The organism is Catenulispora acidiphila DSM 44928, assembly GCF_000024025.1.
In the GTDB taxonomy this organism is placed as follows: Bacteria; Actinomycetota; Actinomycetes; order Streptomycetales; family Catenulisporaceae; genus Catenulispora; species Catenulispora acidiphila.
Genome location: NC_013131.1, coordinates 6,916,545 through 6,930,413, shown reverse-complemented (window position 1 = coordinate 6,930,413; position 13,869 = coordinate 6,916,545). Strand labels below are relative to the sequence as shown.

13 protein-coding genes are annotated in these 13,869 nt (G+C 71.1%); 4 read left to right on the top strand and 9 right to left on the bottom strand.

All coding sequences use genetic code 11. The features are described from left to right. The first annotated feature begins 105 nt into the window (after positions 1-105). From CACI_RS29770 to CACI_RS29760, 3 genes are all read left to right on the top strand, one after another. Positions 106-678 (top strand): MarR family winged helix-turn-helix transcriptional regulator, encoded by a 573-nt coding sequence (locus tag CACI_RS29770; protein WP_015794595.1) that lies wholly within the window; start codon positions 106-108, stop codon positions 676-678. A 213-nt stretch (positions 679-891) separates the two neighbouring features. Further along, a complete protein-coding gene (locus CACI_RS29765) occupies positions 892-1,482 on the top strand; it encodes a type III secretion system chaperone family protein (protein WP_015794594.1) in 591 nt (196 codons plus the stop codon). 45 nt (positions 1,483-1,527) lie between these two features. Continuing rightward, on the top strand, positions 1,528-1,917 hold the full coding sequence (locus CACI_RS29760) for a hypothetical protein (protein WP_015794593.1): 390 nt from the start codon (positions 1,528-1,530) through the stop codon (positions 1,915-1,917). Between the two features lie 162 nt (positions 1,918-2,079). Here CACI_RS29760 and CACI_RS29755 read toward each other — a convergent pair whose 3' ends face one another. After that, on the bottom strand, positions 2,080-3,027 hold the full coding sequence (locus CACI_RS29755) for a DMT family transporter (protein WP_015794592.1): 948 nt from the start codon (positions 3,025-3,027) through the stop codon (positions 2,080-2,082). Between the two features lie 159 nt (positions 3,028-3,186). Further along, positions 3,187-3,678 carry a hypothetical protein gene (locus tag CACI_RS29750; RefSeq protein WP_015794591.1) on the bottom strand — a complete coding sequence of 164 codons (492 nt, stop codon included), beginning with the start codon at positions 3,676-3,678 and terminating at the stop codon, positions 3,187-3,189. 114 nt (positions 3,679-3,792) lie between these two features. On the opposite strand from CACI_RS29750, the gene CACI_RS29745 reads away from it, so the two are divergent. Beyond that, a complete protein-coding gene (locus CACI_RS29745; protein ID WP_015794590.1) occupies positions 3,793-4,788 on the top strand; it encodes a hypothetical protein in 996 nt (331 codons plus the stop codon). 37 nt (positions 4,789-4,825) lie between these two features. Here CACI_RS29745 and CACI_RS29740 read toward each other — a convergent pair whose 3' ends face one another. The 7 genes from CACI_RS29740 to CACI_RS29710 form a co-directional block, all read right to left on the bottom strand. Beyond that, the gene (locus tag CACI_RS29740; RefSeq protein ID WP_015794589.1) at positions 4,826-6,676 is read right to left on the bottom strand and encodes an ATP-binding SpoIIE family protein phosphatase; all 1,851 of its coding nucleotides are present in this window, start codon (positions 6,674-6,676) and stop codon (positions 4,826-4,828) included. Positions 6,677-6,945: 269 nt separating this feature from the next. Next, on the bottom strand, positions 6,946-8,769 hold the full coding sequence (pknB, locus tag CACI_RS29735) for a Stk1 family PASTA domain-containing Ser/Thr kinase (protein WP_015794588.1): 1,824 nt from the start codon (positions 8,767-8,769) through the stop codon (positions 6,946-6,948). Positions 8,770-8,871: 102 nt separating this feature from the next. Further along, positions 8,872-10,101 carry an eCIS core domain-containing protein gene (locus CACI_RS47230; protein ID WP_015794587.1) on the bottom strand — a complete coding sequence of 410 codons (1,230 nt, stop codon included), beginning with the start codon at positions 10,099-10,101 and terminating at the stop codon, positions 8,872-8,874. A gap of 145 nt (positions 10,102-10,246) precedes the next feature. After that, a complete protein-coding gene (locus tag CACI_RS29725) occupies positions 10,247-11,137 on the bottom strand; it encodes a thiazole synthase (protein WP_015794586.1) in 891 nt (296 codons plus the stop codon). A gap of 7 nt (positions 11,138-11,144) precedes the next feature. After that, complete coding sequence (thiS, locus tag CACI_RS29720) at positions 11,145-11,390, bottom strand: sulfur carrier protein ThiS (protein ID WP_015794585.1); 246 nt, start codon at positions 11,388-11,390, stop codon at positions 11,145-11,147. Further along, positions 11,387-12,553 carry a glycine oxidase ThiO gene (thiO, locus tag CACI_RS29715; protein ID WP_015794584.1) on the bottom strand — a complete coding sequence of 389 codons (1,167 nt, stop codon included), beginning with the start codon at positions 12,551-12,553 and terminating at the stop codon, positions 11,387-11,389. The genes thiS and thiO overlap by 4 nt, the downstream gene beginning before the upstream one ends. Before the next feature lie 66 nt (positions 12,554-12,619). Then, positions 12,620-13,855 (bottom strand): low temperature requirement protein A, encoded by a 1,236-nt coding sequence (locus CACI_RS29710; protein ID WP_190276649.1) that lies wholly within the window; start codon positions 13,853-13,855, stop codon positions 12,620-12,622. Between the last annotated feature and the right edge of the window lie 14 nt (positions 13,856-13,869).

Below are 13,869 nucleotides of genomic sequence, written 5' to 3'. Positions count from 1 at the left end.
GTACTCCGAAAGTTTCGGACACCGAAATGTTCGGAACCCCGACACTGTGTCTCAACCGTGTGGAGGGGCAGGCGCAACCGGGCTCCCGTCTTCTAAGGTCTGGGCATGCCAACGCCGGTGCCGCAGACCCCGCAGACCCCGCCCGCCACCCCTGACGCGACCGCGCAGCAGCTCACCGATGTGGTGACGCGGCTGCGGCGCGCGCTGCGCACGTCGATCCGCACGGAGTACCCGTGGGAGGCGCTGCCGATGGCGCAGATCGAGCTGATGCAGTCGCTCAGCGACCGCTCGCCGGCCCGGGTCGGCGACCTGGCCGCGCGCCAGCGGCTGTCCACCTCGACGGTCAGCGGCCTGATCGGCCAGCTGATGACCGCCGGCCTGGTGGTGCGCGGCACGCACGCCGACGACCGCCGGGTGGCGGTGGTGGAGCTGACCGAGGCCGGACGCCGCCAGCTGGCCGACTGGCAGGCCGCGCACCAGCGGCGCATCGGCGCCGCGCTGGAGCGGCTGGAGCTGCCGGAGCAGGACGCGGTCGCCGCGGCGCTGCCGGCGCTGGCGAAGCTGGTGGAGTACTTGTTCGCCGGGTCGGGGCTGGGGAACGAGCCCGCGGCTGAGGGTGGCGGCGCCGGTGGCGGCGCTGCCGGCTCGGAAAGCGCTGCTGGTGGTAGCGGTGATTGACGGGGATTGATCCGGGTGGACGCCGGGTCGGCCGGGCTCCGGCGAAGGCAGCCATCGGGTGAACATCAGGCGACAGGCGGCCGATCCCGGCGGCGCCTCGGCCACAATGCCGACAGCACCGCGTGGGGCGCGTGTCGCCTGGAGTACAGCCTCGCGGCCCGGTGATGACAGGATGGAAGAGCCAACTTCTGAATCTGCCGCTGAGGACAACGCATGACCATCGACCCGGGAGCCATCCCCAACTTCGGCCCGCAGCAGCCGCCGCAGGGCCCGCCGCCGATCATCAAGCCGGACCCGAACCTGATCGGCGACCTGTTCGAGCAGGTGGGGATCAAGTACGGCACCGATGACGAGGGCGACATCGTCGCCTCCTGGCCGGGCTTCCGCGTCTACGCCATGTTCCGCGGCGAGAACAAGGAGCTGTTCGCGGTGCGCGCCTTCTACGAGCGCGCGTACCCGCTGGAGGAGAAGCAGGAACTGCTCGACGTCATCGACGAGTGGAACCGGGACTCGCTGTGGCCGAAGGTCTACACGCACACCAACGAGGAGGGCGTGCTGCGCCTCGTCGGCGAGTCGCAGATGGTCGTGCCGCAGGGCGTGAACGTCGACTACTTCGTCTCCAGCGTCATGAACTGGGTGCAGGCCTCGATCGGCTTCAACGGCTGGCTGGCCGAGCGCCTCGGGCTCGAGGTCGAGGTGGACTCGCTCGGCCGCGGCGAGGACGACGCCGAGAACGACAACGATCTGCCCGGCAACGACCTCCCGGACAAGGACTTCCCCGGCGAGGACAAGAACGACGGCTGAGGCACCTGCGCGCGCCGGGCGGGGGCGGAGTGTCAGAATCAGGACATGGCGACGGGGCTGAGCAGGATCCAGATCGAGATCGGCGCGTCGGCGCACTGGGGCGTCGAGGCAGCCGTCCGTCCGGTGATCGACGGCCGCGACATGATCCGCGAGTCGTTCGTCTCCGGCCCCGGCCTGCCGCCGGAGGTCCTGCTCCGGCCGAACGGCGAACTGCGCGCCGCCCCCGAACCGCGCGAGGTGGTCCTGGCCGAGGCGGACTGCGCACCGGAGTGCTGCGGTGCGCTGGCCGTGACCATCCGCCTGGACGGCGAGCACGTGGTGTGGGCCGGCTGGCGCGATCTGAACGGTCCCGCGCCGGTGCTCCCGGAGTTCCGTTTCGACGCGGGGGAGTACGACGCGGAGATCGCTCGGGCGGAGCTCGCGGCGGACGGATGAGGGCGGGGCGAGACAAGGCGAGGCGAGGCGAGGCGAGGCGAGGTCTGGTAATCGGGGTGGCTCGGGGATCAGGGCTCGTGGTCGGGCGAGCGGATAGCTGAGCACGTAGGTGAGCGGGTAGGCGAGCGATCTGGTGCCCTACAACCGATTCCGCGCTTGTCCCTACCTCTGGCGCCGAGGTCCCAGCTCCACCGCGTACATCGCCGCCAGGACCAGCGCCGCGCCGATCCAGCCGCGGACGGCCAGCGTCTCGCCTGCCAGCACGCCGGTCACGCCGGCGAACACCGGCTCCATCGTCAGCACGACCGCGGCGCGCGTCGCCGGCATCCGGGCCTGCGACCAGGTCTGCAGGAAGAAGCCCGCCGCCGTTCCCAGCAGCGCCGTCACGCCGACCGCGGCCCAGCCCGCGGTGTCCGGCGGCAGCGTCAGCGTGTGCCTGCCGTGCTCGGTGTCGCCGGCCAGCGCCAGCAGCAGCGAGACCGCCGCGACCGTCCCGATCTGCACCACCGCAAGGGCGTACGCGTCGTGCCGGTGCGACCACTCGCCCAAGCCCACGATGTGCAGGGCGAAGAAGAACGCGCCGCCGACCGTCAGCAGCTCCCCGCGTCCTATCGACAAGCCATGCAAGGCGATCAGTCCGAGTCCGACCGTCGCCAGGACCACCGCCACCCACACCGTCGGCGGCACCCTTCGCCGCAGCACCACCGCGCCGATCAGCGGCGTGAACACCACGAACAGCCCGGTGATGAAGCCCGACACCGACGCCGAGGCGGTTTGCAGCCCGAACGTCTGCGCCGTGTATCCGCCGGCCAGCACCAGCCCGAGCAGCACCCCGTGCCGCCAGCCGCTGCGTCCCAGCGCCGCCAGCGCGCGCGGGCGCACCGCGAGCATCGCCACGCACGCCACGGCGAAGCGCAGTCCGAGGAAGTCCAGGACAGGCACCGAGACGATCGCGTCCTTCACGACCAGGAACGTCGATCCCCACACCGCCGTGGTCGCGAGCAGCCCCGCGGTCGCCAGCATCCCTGATCGCCGCGGGACCGCGTACAGATCCGCGGGCGGCGGCGGCGCGCTGAGCGCCGATTCGGGGGTCGGGGCGTCGGTGATCACACCCCGATTCTCTCATAAAGTTGCCGAATATCGGATGAATATTCAGTGCCCGGCAGGGCTCGCGCTCTGCCGGGCACAGCCGTTGCCGCGGCCTTGCCTCACACAGGTGGCGCTCCGGGTGACCCACCCGGATCACGCACCAGGGTCACGCCCCAGGCATCAGGGCGAGCCCGGCGCGCACTGCGCCGGCGCCACCGGCAGGGAGACCGAGCCGTCGATGACCTCGCCGGTCTCGTGGGAGACCGCGTGCGCGCTCATCACGTTGGTCGTGCCGTGCAGGACGTGGTTCGGGTGCGTCTCGTTGATGCCGGTGGCGGTTGAGACGTCGTCGTCGTTGGTGAAGAACGCCTGCTTGTTGTCGGACAGCACGACGGTCCAGTGCTGGCCCGCGGCCTCGGTGTTGATCTCGAACTCCTCGCCGGCGACCAGGCCCGGTCCGTCGTCGTCGTACTTCGACTTGAGCGTCCAGCCGGTGCCGAGCGTGCCGGTCCCGCTCGTCATCACCCCCTGGCCGCAGGGCCGGCCGCCACCGCCGCCACCTCCTCCGCCCCCGCCGCCGCCCTTCGCGTAAGCGGCCGCGCCGGTGAACACGCTCGTCGCCAGCACCGCGGCGCCGGTGGCCAGGAAAACAGCCACAGATCTGAACTGCATGGGAACCCTCCCGTGAGTGGGTAGTACCTTCGAATACGAATACGCATCGGAGTTACACCCCCGCACCCCATAACAGGTCCTTGGTACAGTTGCCGTTCGAACCTGGATGCGAAAATGGGGGAATCCACAGTGCTGGAAGCGTTGGCCGCATTCGTGCGGGAGCGGACCACCGCGGCGGAAATCGAGGCGCTGAGCGACGGCCAGGGGCTGTTCCTGCCGCCGGACGCCGGGGTGGAGGTCTCCGAGCTGATGGAGTCGCAGGATCCTGCCGAGCTGACGGCCAACGTGGTCTCGCTGCGCAACCTCATGCCGGGCGGGGACATATTCCACACCTCTGTGCTGGCGCTGATGTGCGGCACGCTGGTCGAACGCGGTGCCGACGCCGGCGCCGCCATCGACGCCACCCTGGAGCTGTTCCTCCAGCAGCTCGACGCGCTCGCCGACGAGCGGAATCAGGGCAATGAGATGGTCCGCGCCGCCGGCGAGCTGACGTTCATGGCGACCATGACGATGCTGTGCCGCTCGGTGGGGACCCGCAAGCGCTGGCGCAACCGCCCGGAGCTGATGGCCCGGCTGGACGAGCTGGAGAACGCCGGCCGCGTCCCGTGGTTCCTGCGCGAGGTCTTCACCCTGCACGACGACGCGGACCTGCTGGTGCTCGACGCGAAGAACCGGCGCGCCTTCCAGTTCCGCATGGTCGGCGTCCGCGACCGCCTCTACCACTGCTACGCGCTGCTCCAGGACGCCCTGCTGCGGTATGCCGGACCCGGCTACCTCGACGCCGAGCCCATCGACGCCGCGATGGTCCGCTACGCGGGCAACCGCGACCTCACCGAGGACGACTACGGCACCCAGGACATGCACGACCACCTGCGGTTCAACTTCTCGCTGCCCGGCGCGCTGATCATGCCCGGCTCGGCCTCGCCCTCGGAGCTGCCGACGGTGGACGGGCTGCCGTTCCTGGTGGTCGGGCCCAAAGCCATGTCGATCAACTGGAACCCGGCGAACATGTACGGGGTCGTGCACGAGGCGCTGCAGGCCTCGGTGGAGCTGGTCCGGGAACTCGACCGCGATCACGCGGACGTGCTGTTCGCCAAGTGCGGGCTCTGATTCGCCGATCCGCTGAACGTCAGCGGGAAACGGGAATCTAAGCCGCGACCCCCAACCCCTCCAACGCGAACCACACGACCTTCCCCGTCGACGTCCGCCGCGACCCCCAGTCCGCGGACAGTTCGCTGACCAGGAACAGCCCGCGACCGCTCTCCTCCAGGTCGTCCGGCAGCGCCGCCGGCCGCGGCTCCGCGCCGACCTGGTCGGCGACCTCGCACGTCAGGCGATCGTCATAAGACAGCCGGATCTCGATCGGGCCCGGTCCGGCGGCGTGCCGCACCGCGTTCGTCGCCAGCTCGCTCACCAGCAGCTCGGCGGTGTCCACGGTGTCCTCCGGCAGTCCCCAGGACCCGGCCTGCTGCCGCACGAAGTGCCGCGCCTCGCGCACCGCGTAGGACTCCGCCGGCAGCTCCCAGGACGCCGAGCGCGACGGCGCGCGCCCGATCCGGGCCACCAGCAGCGCCAGGTCGTCCCGGTCGCCCTCCATCGCCAGCGTGCGGGTCAGGGTGTCGCAGATCTCTTCCAGGCCGGTCTCGGGGTCGCCCAGGTTGTCCAGCAACAGTTGTAATCCGTCTCCGATGTCGCGGTTCTTCGATTCGACCAGACCGTCCGTGCACAGCACCAGCAGCGAGCCCTCCGGTAGGTCCAGCGTCCAGGACTCGAACGGGTCCGACACGAACCCCAGTCCCAGCGGGCGGTTCGCCGGCACGTCCTCTATCCGCGGCTTCACCGACGGATCCGGGTGCACGATCACCGGCGGCACGTGCCCGGCGCGCACGATCTCGCACGTGCGCGCCTCCGGGTCGTGCACCGCGATGATGCACGTGGCGAACAGATAGCTGTCCGCCATGTCCGGCAGCAGCGCGTCCAGATGCCCCATCAGCTCGGTCACCGGCAGCTCCAGGCGGGCCAGCGTCCGCACCGCGGTGCGCAGCTGCCCCATCACCGTGGCCGCCTGCATCCCGTGCCCCATCACGTCCCCGACCACCAGCGCCACCCGGCCGCCGGTCAGCGGGATCACGTCGAACCAGTCGCCGCCGACCTCGGCGACGTCGCTGCCGGGCACGTACCGGTGCGCCACCTCCATGCCGGGAGGCGGCTGCACGCGTTTGGGCAGCAGCGAACTCTGCAGCGTCAGCGCCTGCGACTTCTCCAGGTTGTACAGCCGCGCGTTGTCGATGCACAGCGCCGTGCGCCGCGCCAGGTTGTCCGCCAGCTCCACGTCCCGGCCGCAGAACTCCGCGCGCTCGGCGGGGTCGCGGTTGAACGCCAGCAGTCCCAGGACCCGGCCGCGCGCCATCAGAGGGCTGAGAAGCAGCGAGCGTCCCGCCATGGCGCGGTAGAAGTCCGGACGTCCGAAGTCCTCGGCGGTGCGTCCGGCCAGCTCCTCCGGGACGATCGGGAAGAACAGCGAGCGCCGCTCGGCCATGCAGCGCGCGAACGGCGAGGCCGGCGGGCACACCGCGGTCTCCCCGATCGGCAGTGTGGACAACCAGAACTCCACCGGCAGCGGGTCCTTGTCCGACACGCCGAGGGCCAGCCGGCGCACGCGTGCGCCGCCGTCCTTGAACGGCGCCGGGATCTCGTGGTGGGTGGCGACCCGCTCCTGCAGCAGCACCCAGGTGGTGTCGGCGAAGTCGGGGATGGCGATCGCGACCAGTTCCTCGGCCGTGCGCACCAGATCCAGGGTGGTGCCGATCTCCTCGCTGGCCCGGTTCAGCAGCGCCAGTCGCAGGCGCACCGAATCGGCCGTGTCGTGCCAGTCGTGCGGTGGCGCGGCGTGCCGGGGGGTGCGCTTGTCACCTCCGACTCCCGCCGTGCCCGCTTCCGGGGCGCCGAGTGTTCCGGAAAAGGGAGTGGCGGCTTGTCCCACCACTGTCCGATCCACTGCCTGCTCCCACCCTCTCGCTGACCTGCCCATCCGCTGCTGTCCGGCTCGCCCGGTTCCAGGCTCAGAGCCTTCGCCGGATCGGACAGCCCACGTCCACTGTTCCCCTTACCCGCGCGGCCGTGCCGCTGACCATCGCTGACTTTCCGTCACCTCGCGACCACTGTCGAGTATGGACATCTGTCGAGGGCCGCCACCGGCGAATCGCAGAATTCTTCGTCCTCGCAGGTGACGCGGGGGGCGCGCGCGGAGCGTCCGTGCTCCCGTCTTCAGGACAGCGGGTTCTCGAACAGCTCCACCGGATCCGCGTGCCGTGCGTCCTTGCCCGCCTCGGGCTGTTGGGAATGAACGGTGTCGCCGAAGAACCATTTATTGACTTTTACGTTGGTGAACCCCGCCGCCGCCAGCTTCGCCCGGGCGTCGTCCTCCGAAAGTCCGGTCACGTCGGGGACCGGGAACGCCTGCGCGCCTTTGGACAGCGTCAGTGTCAGCGTGGCTCCGGGCTGGGCGAACCCCGGGTTCACCGACACCACCGCGCCGCTGGCCACGCTGTCGGAGAAGACCTGGTCGGTGGCGATCACCACCTGGAACCCGGCGTCGCGCAACGCCTTGGCGGCCGTGTCAGGGTCCTGACCCGCCTCGTCCGGCACCGCGACCGGCTTGGGACCCTTGGACACCGTGATCCGGACCTCGCCGCCCTTCTTCACCTTGCCGGAGGGATCCGGCGAGGAGGTGATGACCAGTCCGGAGGGCACGCTGTCGCTGTAGTCGGACAGCACGTCGGCGTGCAGCCCGTCGCGGGTCAGCTGGGCGATCGCGGCCTGCTGGGTCTGCCGGATCACCGAGGGCATCGAGCGGAACTGCCCGCTGGCCGCCCACCACGCCGCGATCCCCAAAATCAGTGCCACGACCAGGATCACGGCCAGCGCGTAGTGCCCGCGCCGCGGCCGCCAGGGCTGGTCGGCCGGGACGAGCTGGCGCGGCTGGTTCGGCGAGGTGCGCGCCTTGTAGACCTGCTTGCCGCCGGGCTTGGTGGCGCGCGCCGCGGGGTCCACCCGGGTCGCGTCGGCCGGCAGCGGCGGGGGCGGCGGCACCGCGCGGGTGGTCTCCGGCGCCGGCATCATCCGGGTCCGTGCGAAGTGGCGCTGGCCGGACATCGCGGCGAACTCCGCGGTCGCGGTGTTGTCCGGGTCCTCCTCCTCCGGGATCGCTCCGAAGTCCAGCGCGGCGTCCGGCAGGCTGCCGGCGGTGCGCATCACCTCGGCGTGGAAGACGTTCGCATCGGCGGGCCGCTCGGCGGGGTCCTTGGCCGTGGCCCGGGCGACCAGCGCGTCCAGCGCCGGGTCCAGGCCGGGCACGGAGGCCGACGGGGTCGGGACCTCGTCGTGCACGTGCCGGTAGGCGACCTGGATCGGGGAGTCGGCGACGAAGGGCTTGGCGCCGGTGAGCATCTCATAGAGCACGATCCCGGCGGAGTACACGTCCGAGCGGGCGTCGCAGATCCCGGATTTGACCTGCTCGGGCGCCAGATACGAGGCGGTGCCCACGATCATCCCGGCCAGCGAGACCGTGGCGCCGGCCGCAGCCGAGCGGGCCAGCCCGAAGTCGGCGACCTTCACCGCGTGCGCGTAGGTCCCCTCCTTGCCGATCAGCACGTTCTCCGGCTTGACGTCCCGGTGCACCATCCCGGCGCGGTGCGCGGCGCCCAGGGCCGACAGCACCGGCCCGAGCAGCTCCAGCGCCTCGCGCGGCGTGCAGCGCCCCCGGTCTCCCAGCAGCTCGCGCAGCGTCTGGCCGTCGATGAACTCCATGACCAGATACACGTGTCCGCCGTCGGCGCTCTGGTCGAACACCGCGACGATGTTCGGATGCGTCAGGCGCGCCGCCGTCTTCGCCTCCCGGATGAAGCGCGACACGAACTCCTCGTGCCGCGCCAGCTCCGGATGCATGACCTTCAGGGCGACCACGCGGTCGAGCCGCCGGTCGGTGGCCAGGTAGACCGTTGCCATGCCCCCGCGAGCGATCAGGGAGTCGACCCGGTAGCGCCCGTCGAGAACCTGCCCGACCAGCGAATCGTCCAAAGTCTTGTCCACGAGGGTGAGTCTAGAACGTGGGACCGTCGGCGGTCGGGCGGGAAACGGCGGGGTTGCCCCTGCCCGGCGCCGCGCCGGCCCGCCTCGGCCGGGTCAGCCGGGTCAGCCGGCCTCGATCTCGATGCCGGCCGCGCGCATGTCGCTCATCGCCGCCCGGGACGCCGCCTTGGCCGCCCGGCGGTCCAGATGGCCGGGCTGGTAGACGTGGTGGGCCTGGATCTTGATTTTGATGCGCTGCCTGCGGTCGTGGCCGAACTTCATCTTGGCCAGGTAGATGAGCCGCTCGGCGCACCCTTCGTGGCCGTGCTTGGTCGTCGTGCCCTGCCGGGAGGAACAAGGGCTCGCCGACAGCGTGATGCGCAGCGTGTGCGAGTTCCTGCCCTCATCCATGCGCCGGGTGAGGGCGCTGAGGACCTCGCCGCCCGCACCCTGCGTCGCCACGCCGACGTGGCCGGAGCTGGCGAACATGATCGCCGACTCGATCTCGTCACACAGTTGGTCCTCGGCGTGGTCCTGCGGGGACCAGCTGGAGGTCTCGCTCGTGAAGTGGCCGAGGCGGACGCCGTTGAGGCTCGCGCCGAGGATGACGCAGAACCCTCGGTGTGCCGTGACCTCCTCGCCGTGCGGGTAGTGGGCGCGCTGGATGTTGCCGCTCTGCTGCGCGCCGGACTGCTGGATCCCGGCTTGCCGGCCCCCGGCTTCCTGCCCGCCCGCGACTGCCCGACCACCGGTCAGCAGCGACGGACCGCCGCTCATCACCTGCCGGGCATTGGCCTCGGCCTGCCGCTCGAACCGGTCGGAGGGGTCGGACATCTTCAGCCCGGAGGTGTTCACCGTCCCGGCGACCGGACCCTGCCGCTGCTGCAGGACGTGCGTCAGCTCATGGATGAGGGTGTGCGTGTTCTGCCCGCCCTCGCCCATCACGATGTGGTTGCCGGAGGTGTAGGCGTGCGCCCCGATCTCGGCCGCCGAGGCCTTGGCGGCTGCGTCGTCGTGCAGCCGCACGTCGGAGAAGTCCGCGCCGAGCTTGGACTGCATGGCGCTCTGCGTGGCCGAATCCAGCGGACGCCCGGAGCGCTTCAGCACCTCGGGCACCGACGAGCGCTGCACAGCCTGCTCAGTGTCCTGATGCCCGCATCCGGCGCCGTGCTGATGCTTCTCGGCCAGCCACGGATCACCGGCCTCCCGCATCAGCTGCACCACCGCCCCGTTGCCGACCGCCGACTGCAGCGCCAGGAACTGCGAGGCCGCTCCCGTCCGCTGCGAAGCCCGGGCAGAGGACTTCTGCACCGATGCCGCCCGATCGTCGGTCTTCTCGCCGCTCGCTCGCATCGCCCACCGCTCTCCTCGGTTCGCCGACGCCTGCTGTCGGCATTCCTCGGATCCGAGTAGACACCCGATCGGCAATCCCCTGACACGGTCGTAGGGACCTGGGTCGCTGCCCCTGCGGGCAACAAAGCCGTCCCCGTGCCGGCGCTCAGTCGAACGCCGGGACCTCGTCGCGCAGGTGGGCGCGGCCGTCCATGGTCGAGGAGGCCTGCGCGTGGTAGCGCTTGGGCATGCGGCCGGCGGCCCGGGCCAGGCGGCCGGCCTCGATCGCGTGCCGCATCGCGGTGGCCATCGCCACCGGGTGCTGGGCGCGGGTGACCGCGGTGGCGAGCATGACCGCCGAGCAGCCGAGCTCCATGGCCAGGGTGGCGTCCGAGGCGGTGCCGATGCCGGCGTCGAGGATCACCGGGATCGAGACCGCGTCGACCATCAGCTCGATGTTGTGCGGGTTGCGGACGCCGAGTCCGGAGCCGATCGGTGCCCCGGCGGGCATCACGGCCGCGCAGCCGATCTGCTCCAGGCGCTTGGCCAGCACCGGGTCGTCGGAGGTGTACGGCAGGACGGTGAAGCCGTCGTCGACCAGCGCCTCGCAGGCGGCGACCAGCTCGATCGGGTCCGGCAGCAGGGTGTGCTCGTCGGCGATCACCTCGACCTTGACCCAGTTCGTGCCGAGGGCTTCGCGGGCGAGCTTGGCGGTCAGGATCGCCTCGCCGGCGGTGAAGCAGCCGGCGGTGTTCGGCAGGACCTGGATGCCGTTGCGGCTCAGGACGTCCAGCACCGAGCCGCGGGTGGCGGTGGAGACGCGGCGCAGTGCGACGGTGGTCAGCTCCGTGCCGGAGGCCAGCAGCGCCTGCTCCAGGACCTCCAGGGACGGCGCGCCGCCGGTGCCCATGATCAGGCGGGAGGAGAAGGTCTGCCCGGCGATCTCGAAGGCGGCGCCGAAGCTCGCGGTGGTGTCGGTGGCGGTGCGGGTAGCAGCGGTGTCGGTGGTGGCGGTATCAGTAGCTGCGTCGGCAGCGGTGTCGGCAGCGAGGGTCATGGCTGTCTCAGCCTCCTTGCACGGCGGTGAGGATCTCCACCCGGTCGCCGGCCGCGAGCGGGGTGCCGTCCCAGGAAGCGCGCGGGACGACGGTTTCGTTGACGGCCACGGCGATGCCGCCCTTCTTGCCGTCCCGGGCCGCCTCGACCAGCGAGACGACCAGGTCCGCGACGGTGGCGCCCTCGGCGATCTGCGAGGGCGCGCCGTTCACTGACAGCTGCATGGTGTGCTGCATGGTCTGCTCAGCGCTCATTTCTGGTGATGCTCGAACCGTCGGGGACTGAAGGGCGCCAGCGCCTCCGGGACCGTCCCGGTCGCCAGGATCTCCGCGACGCCGTCCGCGGTGGCCGGGGTGAGCAGCACGCCGTGCCGGTAGTGGCCGGTGGCGTACAGCAGCCCGGGCAGCGCCGTGGGACCGATCAGCGGGGCGTTGTCCGGCGTGCCGGGGCGCAGCGCGGCGCGGGTCTCGATCAGCGGCAGCTCGGTGATGCCGGGGACCAGCTCCCGGGCGTCGCGCAGCAGCTCGTAGACGCCGCCGGCGGTGACCGCGGTGTCGTAGTCCTGCTCCTCGACCGTGGCGCCGAGCACGAGTTCGCCGTGTGCGCGGGGGACGAGGTAGGCGTGGTTGTTGCGCACGACGTAGCGCACCGTCCGGGACAGGAACGGCTTGAAGACGTCCGGTATGGCCAGCCGCAGGATCTGCCCCTTGATGGGACGCACCGGCGGCAGCAGCTCCTCCGGGATGCCGGCGATCTGCCCGGACCAGCAGCCGGCGGACAGCACCACCTGCGCTGCCGGCAAAGCGGTTCCGTCTTCGAGGACCACGCCGGTCGCGCGATCCCCGGTCACGGTCAGCTCGGCGACCTTCGAGCGCACGATCGTGACCTTCGGATCCCGCTCCAGCGCCGCGAACAACGCCGCCAGCAGCATCCGGTTGTCGACCTGGTGGTCGCCGGAGACCAGCAGCCCGCCGCGCACGCCCGGCGCCAGCATCGGCTCCAGCCGCCGCGCCTCCCGGCCGGTCAGCCACTCGGCTTTCAGCCCCAGCGACTGCTGGAAGACGTGCAGCTCGGACAGGACTTCGCGGTCGTCGGCGTCGAAGGCGACGACCAGCGTCCCGGCCTCGCGGTACCCCGGATCCAGGCCGTCGGAGGCCTCGCGCAGCTCCTCGATGAAGGAGGGATACCGCTTGGCGGAGGCCAGGTTCAGGCTCAGGAGCGTCTCCTCGCCGTAGTGCAGCTCGGTGACCGGCGTGAGCATGCCGGCGGCGGCGAAGGAGGCGTTGGACCCCGGCGCCGGATCGCAGATCGTCACCGAGAGCCCGCGCACGGCGGTCCGCCACGCGGCGGCCAACCCGATCAGGCCGCCGCCGATGATCAGGACGTCGGAACCGGCAGGCGAACGCATGGTCCACATTCTAGATCCGACGTCCGACGTCCACTCCGGTCCCGTCCGCGCCGAACCCCGGCGCACACAGGACGTTCACCGTCCGGCGGCGCCCTGCCAAACGTTGATCAGCATCAAGGGCTTGCCGGCGGTGACCCAGTAGAACTCGAACGCGTTCAGCGCTATGACCAGCGCGGCGAGCAGCGCCAGCGGCACGATCGCGGGCAGCGCGGGGGAGCAGGCGGTGACCACGATCGCCAGCAGCGCGGCCACCACGCGGGTGTAGGAGGCGCCGCCGAACATCATGATCCGCGTGTAGCAGAAGGTCGCGACGTAGAGCGAGACGCCGCTGCCGAGCAGCAGCGCGTGCACGCCGTGCAGACGCGCCGTGGGATCGGCGACCGCCTGCGACATGCCGGCCGCGGCCAGGATGATGCCCAGCACGAAGAGCATGTGGCCGTAGGAGAACGAGGAGCGGACCAGTATCGCCGGGACCTTGGCGACCTTCAGCGCGTGTTCGGTCGCCGAGGCGCCGTACTGGAAGTAGGTCCACCACAGCCCGCACGAGAGCAGGAAGGCGACGAACAAGGTCACCGCCTCCTCGCCGTGCAGCGCGTTGCGCGTCCCGCCCTGCCCGATCCCGACCAGCGTCTCGCCGAGCGCGATGATGACGAACAGCCCGAAGCGCTCCGGCAGGTGCGAGGCGTCGAACTGCATGTAGTCCAGCCGGTGTCCGAGCACGAGCGGGACCGCCAGCTCGATCAGCGCGAGCGCCAGCCACACCCACTGCCGGGTGTCCGAGGGCAGCAGCCCGGCGAACATCCACGCCAGACCGGCCAGGACGCCCACGGTGAAGGGGTCCAGGCGGACCTTGAACGCGTCGCGCACGCGCATCGTCGCGCCGAGCAGGATCCGGGAGACCAGGTACGCCGCGCCGAACAGCACGCCGCGGTTGCCGTAGGCGTCCGGTACCGAGATGCACATGACGAACGCCGCGCCGGCGATCGCCAGCAGCACCAGATGCCGCTTGGTCGCGGAGATCACCATGCCGTTGAACAAGATGGCGCAGCCGACCCAGGCCCACCAGAACGGCACGAACAACAGGATCGAGCGTCCCAGATCGGCCCAGCCGTCACCGACGGAGACCGCGTGCGCGACCTGGGTGACGGCGAAGACGAAGACCAGGTCGAAGAACAGCTCCGCCCAGGTCACGCGCTGTACCGCGTGCGGGGAGCGGCCCCGGTCCGGGCCGCCGTCGTCGGCCGTGATGCCGGCGCTGCCGTCGTCGCCGCCGGATTCCGTCGGGGTGTCCGGGTAGTCCTCGCTCGCCACGGCGACCATGATGG